The sequence below is a fragment of the Methylomonas sp. BW4-1 genome (genome assembly GCF_052474385.1).
This window is the reverse complement of sequence record NZ_CP184125.1, coordinates 146261-162280: the sequence shown is the minus strand read 5'-3', so window position 1 is coordinate 162280 and position 16020 is coordinate 146261. Positions and strand designations below refer to the sequence as shown.

At 51.6% G+C, this 16020-nt stretch carries 18 protein-coding genes; 12 read left to right on the top strand and 6 right to left on the bottom strand.

Translation table 11 applies throughout. The features are described 5' to 3' along the window. Window positions 1-33: 33 nt before the first annotated feature. Genes queE through ACH5Y9_RS00760 form a run of 3 tightly spaced genes read right to left on the bottom strand, consistent with a single transcriptional unit; the run spans window position 34 to window position 1653 of the window. Window positions 34-699 carry a 7-carboxy-7-deazaguanine synthase gene (queE, locus tag ACH5Y9_RS00770; protein ID WP_445368129.1) on the bottom strand — a complete coding sequence of 222 codons (666 nt, stop codon included), beginning with the start codon at window positions 697-699 and terminating at the stop codon, window positions 34-36. After that, window positions 692-1363: a 7-cyano-7-deazaguanine synthase QueC gene (gene queC, locus ACH5Y9_RS00765; protein WP_445368128.1), complete on the bottom strand. Its 672-nt coding sequence runs from the start codon at window positions 1361-1363 to the stop codon at window positions 692-694. The genes queE and queC overlap by 8 nt, the downstream gene beginning before the upstream one ends. Beyond that, entirely contained in the window at window positions 1363-1653 is a 291-nt protein-coding gene (locus ACH5Y9_RS00760) for a hypothetical protein (protein ID WP_445368127.1), read from the bottom strand. The genes queC and ACH5Y9_RS00760 overlap by 1 nt, the downstream gene beginning before the upstream one ends. Window positions 1654-1793: 140 nt before the next feature. On the opposite strand from ACH5Y9_RS00760, the gene ACH5Y9_RS00755 reads away from it, so the two are divergent. Genes ACH5Y9_RS00755 through ACH5Y9_RS00745 form a run of 3 tightly spaced genes read left to right on the top strand, consistent with a single transcriptional unit; the run spans window position 1794 to window position 4882 of the window. Beyond that, a complete protein-coding gene (locus tag ACH5Y9_RS00755; protein WP_445368126.1) occupies window positions 1794-2537 on the top strand; it encodes a hypothetical protein in 744 nt (247 codons plus the stop codon). Between the two features lies 1 nt (window position 2538). Next, window positions 2539-3621, top strand: a complete 1083-nt coding sequence (locus ACH5Y9_RS00750) for a tetratricopeptide repeat protein (protein WP_445368125.1) — start codon at window positions 2539-2541, stop codon at window positions 3619-3621. A gap of 43 nt (window positions 3622-3664) precedes the next feature. Further along, on the top strand, window positions 3665-4882 hold the full coding sequence (locus tag ACH5Y9_RS00745; protein ID WP_445368124.1) for an NYN domain-containing protein: 1218 nt from the start codon (window positions 3665-3667) through the stop codon (window positions 4880-4882). 120 nt (window positions 4883-5002) lie between these two features. Here the strand turns inward: ACH5Y9_RS00745 and ACH5Y9_RS00740 are convergent, their stop codons facing one another. From ACH5Y9_RS00740 to ACH5Y9_RS00730, 3 genes are all read right to left on the bottom strand, one after another. Beyond that, window positions 5003-5503: a GNAT family N-acetyltransferase gene (locus tag ACH5Y9_RS00740; RefSeq protein ID WP_445368123.1), complete on the bottom strand. Its 501-nt coding sequence runs from the start codon at window positions 5501-5503 to the stop codon at window positions 5003-5005. Continuing rightward, window positions 5500-5790 (bottom strand): type II toxin-antitoxin system TacA family antitoxin, encoded by a 291-nt coding sequence (locus ACH5Y9_RS00735; RefSeq protein WP_445368122.1) that lies wholly within the window; start codon window positions 5788-5790, stop codon window positions 5500-5502. The genes ACH5Y9_RS00740 and ACH5Y9_RS00735 overlap by 4 nt, the downstream gene beginning before the upstream one ends. Before the next feature lie 149 nt (window positions 5791-5939). Next, window positions 5940-6575 carry a hypothetical protein gene (locus ACH5Y9_RS00730; RefSeq protein ID WP_445368121.1) on the bottom strand — a complete coding sequence of 212 codons (636 nt, stop codon included), beginning with the start codon at window positions 6573-6575 and terminating at the stop codon, window positions 5940-5942. A 279-nt stretch (window positions 6576-6854) separates the two neighbouring features. Between ACH5Y9_RS00730 and ACH5Y9_RS00725 the strand changes: the two genes are divergently transcribed. From ACH5Y9_RS00725 to ACH5Y9_RS00685, 9 genes are all read left to right on the top strand, one after another. Then, complete coding sequence (locus tag ACH5Y9_RS00725; RefSeq protein ID WP_445368120.1) at window positions 6855-7418, top strand: single-stranded DNA-binding protein; 564 nt, start codon at window positions 6855-6857, stop codon at window positions 7416-7418. Window positions 7419-7560: 142 nt separating this feature from the next. Beyond that, a complete protein-coding gene (gene bet / locus ACH5Y9_RS00720; protein ID WP_445368119.1) occupies window positions 7561-8610 on the top strand; it encodes a phage recombination protein Bet in 1050 nt (349 codons plus the stop codon). 175 nt (window positions 8611-8785) lie between these two features. Beyond that, on the top strand, window positions 8786-9121 hold the full coding sequence (locus ACH5Y9_RS00715) for a hypothetical protein (protein WP_026600260.1): 336 nt from the start codon (window positions 8786-8788) through the stop codon (window positions 9119-9121). Beyond that, the gene (locus ACH5Y9_RS00710) at window positions 9118-10119 is read left to right on the top strand and encodes a YqaJ viral recombinase family nuclease (RefSeq protein ID WP_445368118.1); all 1002 of its coding nucleotides are present in this window, start codon (window positions 9118-9120) and stop codon (window positions 10117-10119) included. Before ACH5Y9_RS00715 ends, ACH5Y9_RS00710 begins: the two co-directional genes overlap by 4 nt. Before the next feature lie 348 nt (window positions 10120-10467). Beyond that, the gene (locus ACH5Y9_RS00705; RefSeq protein WP_445368117.1) at window positions 10468-10680 is read left to right on the top strand and encodes a hypothetical protein; all 213 of its coding nucleotides are present in this window, start codon (window positions 10468-10470) and stop codon (window positions 10678-10680) included. 109 nt (window positions 10681-10789) lie between these two features. Further along, complete coding sequence (locus ACH5Y9_RS00700) at window positions 10790-11731, top strand: AAA family ATPase (RefSeq protein ID WP_445368116.1); 942 nt, start codon at window positions 10790-10792, stop codon at window positions 11729-11731. A gap of 2 nt (window positions 11732-11733) precedes the next feature. Beyond that, window positions 11734-12501, top strand: coding sequence for a hypothetical protein (locus ACH5Y9_RS00695; RefSeq protein WP_445368115.1), 768 nt, complete (start codon window positions 11734-11736; stop codon window positions 12499-12501). An 83-nt stretch (window positions 12502-12584) separates the two neighbouring features. Continuing rightward, a complete protein-coding gene (locus tag ACH5Y9_RS00690) occupies window positions 12585-13796 on the top strand; it encodes a DUF3150 domain-containing protein (protein ID WP_445368114.1) in 1212 nt (403 codons plus the stop codon). A gap of 88 nt (window positions 13797-13884) precedes the next feature. Next, on the top strand, window positions 13885-15705 hold the full coding sequence (locus ACH5Y9_RS00685) for a VWA domain-containing protein (RefSeq protein ID WP_445368113.1): 1821 nt from the start codon (window positions 13885-13887) through the stop codon (window positions 15703-15705). The last annotated feature ends 315 nt before the right edge of the window (window positions 15706-16020 follow it).

Below are 16020 nucleotides of genomic sequence, written 5' to 3'. Positions count from 1 at the left end.
TGATTTTTTATTTGGTATTGATGCGAATGACGATTATGCGATATCGATCAATTTATGAGTTTGCAAATTCAATCGCCATTTCGGATGGTCTAGGCAGTATTGTATTGTTTGTTGTGTAACAGCATCTTGTTCAAGATTGCCAGTCTTCTTTGAGTTTGGGGTTGCCATTGGTGTCAAATAAAAATAATCGGCTTTGATGTGATTGAATTGCTCAGGCATTGCATCGAGTTGAGGGAAAACCAGTTTCAATTCGTTGCATTCAGTCACAACGATTTTAGATTGCCCCTTAGGGCTTATACAGACCCAATCGATTCCGGGCGGCAGAGGCAATGTGCCATTGGTTTCTATCGCCACTTCAAATCCATGCGTATGGAACGCCTCTATCAGGTGTTCTTCTAGTTGTAGTAACGGCTCGCCGCCCGTGCATACTACATAAGGCTGACCGCCATTTTTCTTCGGCCAAAGTTGGTAAACTTTTTGAGCCACAGCATCGGGCGTATCGTAAACACCTCCATTCTCTCCGTCAGTTCCGATGAAATCGGTATCACAGAAATTACAGACTGATTCAGCACGATTTTCTTCTTTGCCACTCCAAAGATTACATTTGCTGAATCGGCAGAAGACTGCGGGTCTACCGCTTTGAGCCCCTTCACCTTGCAAGGTATAAAAGATTTCCTTGATTTTATAAGGCTTAGGCATCTTCGTAAGCGAGAGGATCTACAGCACCATTGTTGGAAAAAGCTTCTAGACGTTCGACACAAGATCCGCATTTACCACAAGCTTTTGCTCGACCGTTGTAACAGGTCCATGTTTGGCTATAGTCCAACCCCATTCTCAATCCGTCAGCCAGAATCTGGCCCTTGTTTTGATTTAAATAAGGAGTGGTAATTTCGACCGGATGGTAATTAGCGATCTTTGCTACCGCATTCATCTTCTCTACAAATTCGGGTCGGCAGTCTGGATAAATGGCATGATCGCCCGAATGAGCGCCGAAATAGACTTTATCCGCGCCTTTCGAGACGGCATAACCAATCGCTAGTGACAACATGACCATATTACGGTTCGGCACGACCGTTGCTTTCATACTTTCTTCGGCATAATGACCTTCCGGTACATCGATATCGGAAGTCAGAGCCGAACCTTGTAATAGATGATTAATTGCCGAAATATCCACTATTTCATGTTCAAGGTTTAATCTCTTGCAAACTGCACGGGCAAACTCAATCTCTTTAACATGGCGTTGGCCGTAGTTAAAGGTCAATGGAAACACGTCGAAGCCGTTTTGTAAGGCCTTGTGCAACACAGTAAATGAATCCATACCACCTGAGTAGATGACGACAACTTTTTTGTTTTGCAAAATCATTATTTGGTTTGTTCTTTGAGCCGAACTTTTTGGCTGAAATAGAAAGTGAAGAAAGCAATCAAGAAGTCAACCCCAGCCTGTCCCAACATTCCAATGATCGTTTGCAGCGACGAATATTTTTCCGTGTAAACATACAAACTGATATTGGCTAGGCCAAAGGCGATCCAGGCCATGACGCTTACGCCATCCGCAGATTGCTCACGTAATATTTTTACCAGTTGAGCCAAGCAAGCTAATGGAAATATAACAGCTGGAATCCAACCAGAAAGCTGTATGAGCGAAGGAGTCATGTTTTGTGTGATCAACTAAATAGAGCTTGATTCTACAACATGGGGGGGCTTTAAGTGTTAAGAACGGAAGGCTAAAAATCGAACCATCACACGCTAACGCATATAAAATGGCCGTTTAATTCAGTTTGACCTTTGTGCTAATGCCAGACACCACATACAATCAAGCGACCGGCTTGATCCGCCAAGCCGAGAAAATCAGCAACCTGCCAGTCCGTGTGACTTGGGACGACACTCTACAAGTCGGCGCGGTCCTGCATTTGAGCGAAGCGCAATGGTCTAAACAGTTGCGGATTTCCGTCAAACCGAGCAGGCCGGACATTCCCTACCTAGTTGGCGTGCAGTGCGGACTGGCGATTCGTTTTTACACGCAACGCGAACAACGGCATTTAACCGCTTCGCAAGCCAGTCACGACCAAGCGGTCAGTGAATTTCGCGCACTGGGTTATGCGCCCGAGATGGCCAAGTCTCTGGCGGAGAATTTATTGGCGCAATTGGGCAGCCAGATTCGCAGTGCGGCACCGTTGATAAAACTGTCGGCGCAAATATTCAGAGACTATCCGGAATTACGCGATAGCCAGTTGACCCACTTTTTATTGGAAAAAGAAGACGGCGAACGATCGTTGGGAATCGATGCAGCGAAATTTCCAGCATGGATATTACGCAGTCATCAAGCCATCAACGGCGCTAACGCCTTGGCCGCCGATTATTTGTTCGATCGTACCGATTTTTTTGCGCCATACAAACAGGCCGATTTTGAGGCAATTTGCACGGGATTGGTGGGCGATGTGACCGGCAGCCAAGCCGACGCATCGGATACCGAATTGGTCAATGCTTGGTTGAACCGCTTGGATTTGAACGACCGTTTTGAATGGATGACACCCTGATATGCAAACACCCAGTACCGTTTTTATCAAAATCGCCGATTACGATTTGTCGGGCTTGCCGGAAACCTGCCGTGACCCGAATGCACCCGGTTTCGCGGATATCTTAATTCGGCATGTTGCCGACGAATACGCCGCTGATGGGATGTTTGCCAACGTCAGCATCGAACAGGATACCTTGATCATTGCTGAAGACCTGGAAGCCAAGGCCAAGTCAGACGAAGGTCTAGGTGCATTACAACGCGGGGTTTATGCCACGGGCAAAGCCATTTTCGAAGCCTTGCTATTCGAGCACCCGAATAATGCGATTGTGCTGTACAACTTAGGCATGGTCTACAGCGACGAAGGTAACCTGGACAAAGCTATTGAGTTGTTATCGACCTTGATTCGCCTCAAACCGGATTATGCGCATGGCTGGGTGGCGTTGTCGGTGGCGTATATGCGGAACAACCAAATTGTCGAAGCCGATCAAGCCGCGCAAAAGGCAGTTCAACTAGCGCCGAACGATCAGTATGCACTCCGCACTGCCGGGTATATTGCATCGAAGCTCAATGAACCGGAAGCTGCTGCCTTACTGGAAAATGCGGTCAGAGCCGGCCCCAATGACCCGATCGCGCTTTTGGCCCTGGCAGAAAATCTACAGGCCAGACATCAAGACGAGGCCATCAAAAAGCGCGTAGCGGCCTTGCTGACGCAAGTTATTGACGTCGCCCCCGGCTCAAAAGCGGCAGAGCGCGCGGAAGAAATCTTGCGAACTCTCGCCTACGACAAATTTCGCCAAACCGGATCGCTTAATCCGCAGGCCATCGAGTATTGTCTACAAGCATTAAAGGCATTTCAGAGCATGACGCCCCAAGAAGTAGCGGGCGTGGCCATGGAAGCTGCGGCATTGGGGCAAAGCGGATTGGATGTGAATAATTCCAACAAGACCTATCAGCTTCGTGCTATTCCCGGCAATTATACGGGACTGCAGGTGGTTTGCTTTATGTACGTTGCCTTGGCACAAGTCGCGCCAGGACAGGACATTGGGTTTGATCTCAAGGCAGAATTCGAAGAGGCCTTAAGAATATTCAACGCCGCAACGTAGTCTTGGGATTTAGCGAAATCGGAGTTGGGTAAAGAGCATCCTTATGTCTCATCAAAAAGCCAATCGCATTGCGGTATTCGTTGACGCCGAAAATGTCACAAACTGGATCAAGCACGACGGCGTCAGATTGCTGATGCAAGAGCTCAATCAGCTTGGCCAGATTATTATCCGTCGCGCTTATGGTGTATGGAGTAAGCCTAACTTGGCGATGCACCAAGCCGCTATCAATCAAGCGGGTTTTGAACTCATCCATTGTTACCATCCCGTGACCGGCAAGAATACGGCGGATATCCAAATGACGGTAGATGTCATCGAATGCGCTTGGCAACTTCCGAACATTAGCTGCTTTGTGCTGGTCACTGGCGACTCAGACTTTACGCCAGTCTTTCGCCGACTGCGGGAGATGGACAAGGATGTCATTGGCGTTGGCCAGCATTCGACCTTGAGCGAATGCGTGCAGACCTCGTGCACTCGGTTCATTTATACCGACGATGTTATTAAAACATTGGCCAGTAATGACGTTCTGCCACAAGCACCCCAGGCGCCACAGCCATTACCGAATTCCCAATCAACGCTTACGCGGGCAAAGGCTGATGAATTGGTCATTGCCCACTTGAAGGCCTCACCCACACCAATCAATGTCTCGCAAATCAAGACGTTGCTCAAGCAGAATGCGACCGACTTCGACGAAAAGCATTACGGCTTTAAAACGTTTACCGATTATCTAAAAGCCAACAACGCCATTGAGGTCAGCAAAAGTGGTACGGTTAATTTCGCCAGTCTGGCAAAGACGATCCAACCGACTGAAAAAACCGAAGTCGTTGCTAACGCGGAGAGCTATAAAGCCCTGCTAAAAAAATACAATACGCTGCCAGACAATGCCGATACGTTGAAGAAAATTTACAAACACGCCATTGCGTTGAAAGACATCTGCTCTGATCCGGCGCAGTTTAGAACGGCCTTATTCGATCTGTGCCATAAGGCTGACCCGAGCATTAGCAAAACCACCGTGAACAAAGCATTTGCGTTTTTTATAGTCATGGGACTGGTTCATACCGAAAAGGCAAAAGGTGGGGTCGACGCCGTTCGTGTAAAAAAAATGACACTCAAGGATTTTTTATTGAAGTCCGACAAACTGGTCATCGCCAAGCTACTGGAACTGGGTAAAACCCAGGCCTTAGATTTGAAAGCCAAGGAAATTAAAAAGCTGACACTTTCAACAATCAGTAAAGACAGCATCAAAAAAATGATCGGCGAATGAAGCAGGATAAAAATCGATGGCGAATGGAGCCAACGACTTAACTTGCGCGTAAATGCTCACCTTCAATACAGCTTTTGTAACCATTGCCCACTAATGGGGTTAATACGCATGGTTTCGACCTCATGCTTCGAGAGAACGGCGTAAATCCTTGATGAGACGGTATAGGTGTAATCGGTCAGTCGGTGAGGGGACAAAACCAAACCGCTCGTAGAACTGTTTAGCGGGCTCGTCCTTGGCGTGAACAGCAAAAGCACGAATACCACCAATGTCGGCAGCCTGCAATGTGCGTAGCATGGCGTCTTTTAATAGGCCGGAACCAATCTTGCGGCCTTGCCAGGCGGTGCTAACAGCCAACCGTGCTAACAACATGACGGGAACAGGGTGACGGGCCAAGCCTTTGGTCAGGCGCTCCGGCGCATCGCCAAAGGCTACTTCGCCCACAACCAGGCTGTAGAAGCCGATGACCTCCTGGTCATGCAGGCCTATATATGTTTGCGAAGCGTTGGCTTGCTGATTCCCGAGAGCATAGCGAATAAGAAAGCGATCAAGCGCATCGCGCCCACACGTAAAGCTATCAACGGGATGATCGCGCCGTAGCTTCTCAATCCAAAATCCCGTCATTCGGGCGTCGGCAACTCAAAGGGGCTCGGTTCACGGAACAAGCGCTGAATCTGGGGAACAATTTGCGGCGGCGCATCGAGCGCGGCCATGAAATGTTCCCATTGCTCGGCATTGAGTTCAAAGCGTTGTCGCTCGCTAAGCGTTTCGGCGGCGCGTGACAAGGCACTCGCCAATACAAACTGACTGACGGAACAATGGGCAGCCTGTGCCGCCGCGCTCAAGGTTTGCTTAGCTTCAGGCGATAATCGCAGGTCAAGTTTGGTGGTGCGTGTCGATTGAGTAGCCATAATACCTCCCTTAGGCATAGGAGCGCAGTATAGCCGCCAGACGTTGTCATGACAATAATAAGCCAAGCCGATTCACGATACCTGACACGCCGGATCGACTCGGTAATGCGCTGCCTATTTTTCGCCCAGTAGTTGAATCAAATGGGACGTTACTCCTTCGGCGCATCGGTATCCAACGAGGATTGCGGCTCCACATTCAATCCTGATTCCTGCCTCGCCAATCTAACTTCCTCCCCATGCCCCTGTTCATACGCTGCCTGATGCGCATGCCGTTCCATCGTCACAATTTTATTGGCTAGTCGCTGCAACCGCTGCTGCCACTCCAGGCGCGCGGCAATGCAATGTTTGTTGGAGATGACTTGGCACAACCACAAGGTGTCCATTACGATCATCAACTGGTCCAGTAAACGAATCAACTCCACGAATTGGGCAATCTGCGGTGAGGCAATCTTGGCCACAAACTCCCTGGGGTGCGTGTAAGTCGGCGTTTCATTGATACCGTTGTCAGCCTTGAGTTTTTCCAACCGCATTTTTTCCTGATGCAGTTGCTCAGCGCATTCGGTAATCATCTGACTGACGAGGCTTTCGATTTCATCGACCGTTTCCTCCCTGCCGATGATGCGCAGGATCACGTCAATCGCATACAAAGACACCATCAGTCGGTGATAGCTATCACGAATGACCCGAATGGCTTGTTCGCTGTTGATGCTAAACATACGTTCGAATATCGGTCGGCTGATAGCGCGACGGGTGGCTGGTTTGGGGGATGGAGCTGCTTCGGACATGACCGTTTCCCAAGTTAAACAAATGGGCCGTGATCGTAAGTTAGATTTTTTTAGATCGCCTTGCAATAAATTGCGAATTCGCAATTTATTGCAAGGTCATTTCAAATTTCCTCTGCTTCAATAGCCGCCAACGGAATCGATTGGCCTTCAGCCTTCCGATTCTTCCCAGACTTTCTCGGCGGGTCTTTCATGATCGCCTTGATCCGGCTTCGGTCGGCGTTCCGCTTTTAAGCGGCGACGGTGGTTGTCCATCGGCGTGTCAGGTGCGTCAAGCCTGATGTGAGATTTTATTGTTTAACCCTGCCGGGCGTATCGATTCCCAGCAGGGATTCGACGGCCGGCATGCCCATCGCCGCGCCGCTGGGTATTGTTATCGTTGAGTCGGGCGCGGCCGACAGGAGGAATGTCATCATGGCCAATCGCGGCGTGAACAAAGTCATCTTGCTGGGCCGGCTTGGCGCCGATCCGGAGGTTCGCTTTATGCCTAATAACGGCGGCAAAGTCGTCGCCGTCCGTTTGGCAACCAGCGAAGTCTGGAACGATCCTAAAAACGGCAAACAGGAGCGGACGGAATGGCATCGGGTGGTGTTTTTCAAAAAACTCGCCGATACCGCCGAACAGTATTTGCACAAAGGCAGCCAGATCTACATCGAAGGCCGTTTGCGTACCCAGCAATGGGGTCAAGCAAATGACAAGCGGTACCGGACCGAAATCGCCGCCTTTGAATTGCAGATGCTGGATCGCCCTAGCACCTCGGCAGCCCCGAAAGGTTCGTCATTATCGCCTGCGGCCCCTGAGGACGCCGATTGGGATGACGAATATAGCGATATGCCCATCCATTAAATCCCGGCGCGCCGATTATTGGCGTTCATTGGTTTAACGGTTACACCGCCGACCCGTTTCCGGATTCGGTATTTCAATCCCCTGGGGAACGCCATTCCCCGGCGGGGGATGGCGTTCCCTTTTTTATTGAAGGAGACCCACCATGAGCCAAAACAACCGCAACACCGTACCCAAAACCCGTGACTTACCGATGCCAGCTGTTGTTCAGCAAAGCTACGGTCTGTCGGAGCAATCCTGGAAAGTGCTGACTGAAGTTACCTTTCCCACGGCGAAAACTCCGGAAGCCATCCTGATGGCGCTGGATTATTGCAAGGCCCGCAAGCTCGACATCTTCAAAAAGCCGGTGCATATCGTGCCGATGTGGAGTGCCGCTTTAGGCCGCAATGTCGAAACCGTCTGGCCGTCCATCATGGAAATCCAGACAACTGCGTCCCGAACCGGTGTTTGGGCTGGTATGGACAGACCCGTCTGGGGACCCGATGTCACCAAAACCTTTACCGGGCGCTATAAGGACGACAACGAGCAATGGCAGGAATCCAGTGTCACCGTGACCTTTCCAGAATGGGTCGCGGTTACTGTGTACCGGATCGTCGGCGGCAAACGCTGCGCCTTTACCGAGGAAGTCTATTGGCTCGAAGCCTACAGCACCGCCGGCGGCAAAAACTCGCAAGTGCCGACCGCCATGTGGATCAAACGCCCCAAGGGGCAATTGGCCAAATGCGGTAAAGCGGCATCCTTGCGTGCAGCCTTTCCGGAGGAATGCGGTTATGCCGCCGAGGAAATGGATGGCAAAACGCTCGATGATGTTGTCGACGGTTCGGTGATCGATGGCGAGGCGACGCATTGGGAAAACGATGCTGGCCAGGCTGGTGATTGGTTTTCCAGATCATCTGAGCAAACGCCGCACGTGATCGATATGTCGCAAATCCATCCCAAGGTACAAAAAGCCGTCGCTGAGCTGGTACGTCGTACCGCTGCAGCCGGTGCCTGGAAAGCAGCCTACGACTATGCCCACCAGAAGTTCAAAGGCATCGATCTGACGTTTGCCTTGGCCGAGTTGGACAAGGTCTCTGAGGTCGAACCCAGGACCACACCGGTATTGGAACAATCTGAAGCGACGGCCATGCCGCCATTGACAGCGAAGGACATGGCTATGACGCAGGCGCGTCAGGCTTTGAGTGCCAACCGTTAGTCATTTCACTGTATATGGCTGTACTGTTGCTCAATCAAGCAATCGGCTAGGCCATTTTCATACTGATGGGTGCTGGATTTCAGCATCCGTCACATTCAACAACCACCCCTTCAGGGCGTCATGACTCGCCCGTGTGGGGATTCATGATGCTCTGAGTTTTAGTTAAGGAGAGATCATGAATGCAATCGATCAATCGTTAAATCGTCTGCCGTGTCATACCGACTGGCGGCGTTACGACTCACCCACGGTGATTCGCCGACATGGGCGCGGCTTTTTAGAACGCAGTTTTAAACCGGGTGTAGCCGTGGCAGAGGTCGACAAACCCTCCAAAGCGGAATTACACCATTTGGTGGAAAGTTTTGGCGGCTTGGTATTGCCAACTGCGGATGCCGTGTTATTGCTATTTGCCGATTTCCATTGGGCCAAGCGCTGTGAACAGCATTTAACCCAACGCGGCGTGCCTTCGTTGCGGTTAGGCTGCCACATTCAGTTGCCGGATGCCTGGCAATGAACGTCGTCGACGTTTCGCAACGTTCCGACGCCTGGCGGCACTGGCGTTCACAAGGCGTCAGTGCCAGTGAAGCGGCCATCGTCATGAACCGCTCGCCTTACAAAACCCCTTGGCGGCTCTGGGCTGAGAAAATCGGCCTGGTACTGGAAGCCAGCCTGGACAACAACCCGTTGATCCGCGCCGGTATCCAGCAAGAACCCGAGGCTTTGCAACGCTTCGAGGACAAACACGGTCTGATGTTATTGCCGCTGTGCGGCGAGTCGGAACAGTATCCCTTGATGCGTGCTTCGTTCGACGGCTTGTCCGACGCGAATGAGCCCGTGGAAATCAAATGCCCGCACGAGACCACTTTCTTGGATGTGGTGTTGAATCGGGAAGCCTCGGCGACCTATCAGTTGTATTGGTGCCAGGTACAACAGCAATTGCTGGTGTCCGAAGCGCAACGCGGCTTTTTGTTTTTCTACCACCAAGGCCAAGACGTCGAGTTTGAAATTCAACGCGATGAGGCTTTTCTCATCGAACTGGTCGAGTCCGCGATGGATTTCTGGTCAGCGGTCAAATCGAAAAAGGAACCACACAAGGATCCCGAACGCGATTTGTACTTACCCAAAGGTGATGCAGAACGGCAATGGCAACAACTGGCGGCGACGTATCGGCAGCGGGCGCTGACTATCCAGGATCTCAAAAGCCAACTCAACCAGTTGGAGGACGAGCAATCGAGGATTGAAGACACCTTGGTGGCATTGATGGGCGATTACGTCGCTGCGGAGCATTCCGGGTTACGGATCAGCCGGTTTCAAAGCCAGGGTGCCATCGATTACAAGGCGGCACTGCAGGCCTTGCAACCGGATGTTCAGGCAGCGGCGCTGGAAGTCTATCGTAAACCGTCGGCCACGCGGGTCCGGGTGACCTGCCGGGACGACGACGGTAAACACGCCGAAGTGCCATTCGATGCCCAAGCCTTGAAAGATCTGGCGGGTGTGGACTTTTGGTTTTGAGTTTTGATGGTTCGTTTCACGACATCCCGTAACCCTAGTGGTTACGGGATGTTCATTGATGACGGTCGGCTACGAGAGTTGACGCCGGACACCTCATGGAATCCTTCAGTTTAGGCCTGTCGGTTTTAGGCTGGGCTTTAAGAAAAGCCCAACCCAAAACCCGCTTCGTTCAGGCATTCCCTTCGTGGAATCCCGAATCCGGTTTCGACCGGCGTTCCGTTGTTAAGCGGCATGAGCGTTTGCCTCGTGTGCCAGGTGCGTCAAGCCTGGTGTGTTTAGTTTGTCCCGTTGGGGTTCATCACCCTCACGGGACTCGGTGACCCCTTTTAATCATTGGAGGAGGTCATTATGAATCACGACTTTTGGAAAACCTTGCACGGCTGGTTGAACGTTGCGCATAGCGACGATATCCAGGCCAAAAAGCGGTTGCTGCTGGCGATGCACCGTCAAATCTCGGATCCTGGTTTGAGAAGCGACATTCAGCGCATCCTGCGCCTGATGGATCGGGAGCTGTTGGCCCGCGCCGAATGGGCGATGTACTGCGTCATGCAGCTACGTTAATTTCTTTATCTACCCTGGTTTGCCAGGGTTTTAATCACCCGTTGGGGCTCATTACCCCTCGGGGCGGTGCGCCCCTTATTTTCTGAGGCTAGTCCTCGAGGAGCTCACCATGGTTCAATCCTATTCCATCGCCGACACCTTCGGCATTCAGGCCCCGGCGTCTATGAAAGTGGAAGGTTTCAAACCAGGACAAAATACTTATGTCCCGGCACAAAAGCCGTATGTGTTTCGTAAGGATCACTTGCGGGATGTGTTGGCATTTTTAGGCGCACACAACGGCGATGGCTTATACCTGACCGGTCCTACCGGTTCCGGTAAAACCTCGTTGTTGGAACAAGTTGCGGCACGCCTGCATTGGGGCGTGCATTCGGTCACCGGTCACGGTCGATTGGAACTTAATGATCTGCTCGGCCAGTACATGCTGGTCGACGGCGGTGCGATGAAGTGGATTGACGGCCCCTTGACCCTGGCGGTTCGCTTAGGGCATGTGCTGTTGATCAACGAGATTGATGCCATTGATCCCGCTGAACTGATCGGACTGAATGAAATCGTCGAAGGCAAGCCGTTGACTATTCCGCAGACCGGCGATGTGATCACGCCGCATCCCAAGTTTCGTTTGGTCGCTACCGGAAATAGTGCCGGCGCCGGCGATCAGTCGGGCTTGTATCAAGGGGTGTTACGTCAGAACCTGGCGTTTCTGGATCGGTTTCGTTTGATGGAAGTCGGTTACCCCGAACCGGAAGATGAAATGAAACTGTTGGCCGATGTGGTGCCGACCATGCCGGAATCGGTACGGGAAAGCATGATCAAAGTGGCCAATCAGATTCGTAAAGTCTTTATCGGCGGTGCAGATGGCGGCGGCATGTTATCGGTGACCTTATCCACGCGCGGTTTAGTGCGTTGGGCATCTTTAGTAGCCACTTTCAAAAGTGCGCCCAATGCTTTGGCCTATTCGCTGGATCGGGCATTGACCTTTCGAGCCGAACCGGCTGAACGCGAAGCGATTCATCGCATCGCCAAGGATGTGTTTGGCGATGACTGGCAGGTGTAATCATGGCGGCCTGGAATCTCTATCGTCATCGTAACCCTGACGGCAGTTCCAAGGACTGGGCAGTCAGAAGTAATTCGGATGGTTCGATTACGACGCGTTGGGGCAAAACGGCATCCAAATTACCGGGTGTCAGGCACCGACGCGGGATTAGGCAATTCGACATCGAAACTCAAAAACAGGCCAAGGGCTATGTGTTGGTCGGCGAGGTGGATATTGATGTTAACGGCAATGTGGTGTTTCCGGGTAAGACTTCGGCAACACCATCACAATTGCCTGAATCGGATGCAAATCCCGTGTCTGTGCCAGCACCGCCTGTCGAAGCACTGTATTGGACTGTCGATTGCCATGCAAAACAGTCTATCCGTGTGGAATTGGGTATCGAGGTCAGGCGACTGATCGGCGTTATTCAAAACGTGTCGGATGGTGATGCTACGTCTGAACAGGAATGGAATAGCTGGCAACAATTCATTGATGCCATCCTCAATGCTGAAACTTTTGAACTCAGTGGTCAAATCAAATCAGCGCATGGCGTTTTGCCTTGGCTGTTTTTACTGGCACTGAAAGCAAAAGGCTATAAAGGCGTGGCGATTGATATTGCCACCGAAACTGCCCGAGACCTCTCGGTCGATCTGAAAATTGAACAGGAGGTGCTGGCATTTTTCGGCACTGATCTTGACAGCATTCGGGACACCGCAGAAGTGTTAGGTCTGCTCAAACCCCGATTAAATCTGGCAGGGGCCATGTCCGACACGGACGACTGCTGGTTTTAACCGGTTTGTTATTTTCATTTAACCCGACAGGGGCACATCGGCCCCAGCGGGGATGGGTGTGCCTCTCATTTTAGGAGGTTCCCATGTCTCATGAAACGCAAATCATCTTAGACCGTGTGGTCTTGGTAAAAGTGGATGCCAATATTTACGGCGCTCGCAAGAAACTGAAAAAAGAAGACCTGGTGCTGGCCGATGGTAGCAAATTGCCGCCAGAGGATTTAGCCAGTTTAGGGTCTAAACGTTTGCTCGATCCGGACAAGCTGACGGTGTTCAACCGTCTGAAGAAGGAAGCCGAACGCATTTGTCTGCGCGTCGGTACCCGCTTTCTGGGTGGCTTTGCCGTGCCGGTTGAATCGGCCGCCAGTATTACTACTGAACTCGAGCGCATTGCGCTGGATTTTGCTGCGGCTAAAACCGAGTTTATTGCCGGTTACGATGCGGCGGTGACGGACTGGGTGGTGCGCCATCCGGAATTTGCCGGCATCATCGAGCAAGCTGTGGATTCAGTGGAGTTTGTCTCGACGCGATTATCGTTTGATTTCCTGGTGGTGAGTGTCGGTTTACCCGATAGCTTGCCGCCGGCGGACGTCGCGCGTCTGGAAAGCAAAATCGGTTCACTCAGTGAGCAGATGTTCTACGAAATCTCCGTGGAAGCCAATCAGTTGATCGAGCAGTCGTTGTTGGGTAAGGAGCAAGTGACGCGAAATGCGTTACGGCCGATTCGCCGCATGCGGGATAAACTCGATGGTTTGGGATTTCTGGATCATCGGGTCGCGCCGGTCGTCAGCACCATTGACGATTTATTGGCTAGGATTCCTACCAAAGGTGCCATTGAAGGCAGCATTTTGCAGGAGATTTTGGCCACGGCGATGCTGTTGTCCGATCCGGATAAAACCCGGCGGCACGGTGAAGGATTGTTGGTTAATCAAACACCCGTTGTTGAAGAGACAGATGTTGATGAAATCGTCGAACAAACGGAGTTTGAGTCACCAACGGTACCAACAGCAACAACAGTCGCAACCGAACCAACATCAGTCATCGCTGAAAGCGTATCATACAGCCCCGATTTTACCGATCTGTTTGACGGCATCTTTGACGATGAACTCGAACCTGAATCGGTATCGGAGGACTGGGCGCTTGGGATCTTGCTAGATAAAAGCCAAGCCGATGCTGCTACTAATGATTCTAATGAAGACATCAAACCGGATGATCAATCCGATTTGGTAGCAGTCACTGCTGATGGCGATGATGATGTGGATGCTGCGGAGCATTCTGACCAGGACTACTGGTTCTGAATGATCTGACGCCATTTAACTATTCACCCACTGGGGCAAATTCATGTCCCTTTGGGGCCGTGGTTTGCCCTGAATTTTGGAGCACACCATGAAAAATAGAACTTTACACAACGCGTTCCCCATCGTCGCAGCCGCCATCGGCAATCGTTTTGGCATTAAAGTCAGCGTCGGTGGCGATCAAGCCTATACCGATGGTAAGTCGATTCAACTGCCGGCCTATGAGGGCGATGATCCGGATTATCAGGATGTCGCCTGGGGCGTGCTGGCTCATGAAGCGGCGCATATTCGTTATTCGGATTTCAGTTTGCGTTATGGCAATTCAGTCTTACGTAGACGGTTATGCAATGCGATTGAAGATGTCCGCATCGAGCAGGAACTGGCCAAAGACTTTCCGGGGACGCGGCTGACAATACGCACCGTGATAGAAAAGATGATTAATAAAGGCGACTTTGTGGCCAGCAGTGTTGATGATCATCCGGCCAATATTCTGTACAGCTTCGTGTTGAAAAGTTTGCGTGCAAGGGTGTTGGGTCAAACGGCCTTACTGCCTTTGGTCGAGAAAACCGAAACGGCACTGAAGGCAAAATTTCCAAAAGGTGCCATAACGCGGCTAAAAGGCTTGTTGTCCGAAGTACCGGAGAGTTTGCAGTCAGAAAGCGATTGTCTGCACTTGACCGACCGTATCCTGACGATGATCGAGCGTGAGTTCGAGCAACAACGTCAGCGCAATCAGGCACGGTCATCGGCAGATGAAGACACACCGCTTGAACCGGATGCTACGTATAAGGCCGCTGTATCAGCAGATTTGAACGGTTCGAACGGCTCGGATTCCGAGGATGATATGGAACACGACCAACGGTTACCTGCCGATAATGACGACGAACAGTCTTCAGAATCCGGTGGTAACTATGATTCCAATCTGGAAAATCCTGACGATGAACCCAGTACTGAGTCAGAAAATTCTTCATCCGACCCGCAAGGTGATGACGAAGAGAGCACGGTGATTGCCGATCCTATAGGCGTCTTGCAAACCCTGTTGTCCGCGGGTGACAGTGACATCGACCAGGACCTGTTCGAATCGCTGAAATCGGCGTTGTCGTTAGCCTCCGAAAATGTATCGGAATTGCTGATGCCGAGCGGCAACGAGCCGCCTATGGACGAGCGAGCCGGTGCGTTTTTGCTGCGTAAGGTGCAAGGCGAATCGGGAAAAATCCGTGCCGCGTTGCAAGGCTTGGTGCAGTCACAAACCCTCAGCCGCTCGCAACACGCTTGTCGTGGACGGCGGATGGATGGCAAGCGGTTACACCGATTACCACTCGGCGAAACCAAGGTGTTTCAGCGTAAGCAGTTCAAAGCAGCACCCAATACGGCCATCCATCTGTTACTCGATAAATCCGAAAGCATGGGTTATCAGGTGACCGATAACCAAGGGCAACCGATTGGATCGCGAATGCCGATTGCGTTGGAAGCCACTTTGGCGCTGGCGTTGGCCTTTGAAGGCATTCCGGGTGTAAATCCTGGCGTGACTGCGTTTCCAGGGCATCAGGATGATTCGGTGTTCCAGTTGCTGGAGCATGGTCAACGCGTGAATGTCCGCACCGGAGCCTTCTCTCTGGCAGCCACCGGCAGTACGCCGATGACCGAAGCGATTTGGTTTGGTGCGGCGTCACTGCTGCGTTGCCGGGAACCGCGCAAGGTGTTGATGGTCATCACCGATGGTCAGCCCAACGATACCTTGAGTACGCTGGAACTGTTGCAGCGCTGCCGCGATAGCGGTATTGAAACGGTCGGCGTGGGATTGGGATTGGATGTCAGTCATCTATTTCCGATTGCGATCACCATTAACGATCTATCAGAGCTGAGAGCGCAATTGTTCGAACTCTCGAAAGCGGTGTTGTTGGCTGCCTAAGTCTCGGCCAGTCATTTATCCGTAGCCCAATCCTTGGCTTATTGCCTTGGATTGTGGCTACGGGTAGCTGATTGCAAGCGCAGTTTGTCGAATGCACTCACTTTCTGGAGCCCATTCGACAAACAGACATTTCATGCGTTCTTTTATGAATGCTGAATCCGGCTTCGGTCGGCGTTCCGTCATTAGGCGGCGAGCACGTTAAACCGTGATCGTGTCGGGTGCGTTAAGCCCGATGTAAAGCGCAGAGCTATTACTCTGCAAATTCTAAACCCGCTTCGGGCGACCATCGCCCGGCCGGGTGCTGTTCATTCGAAG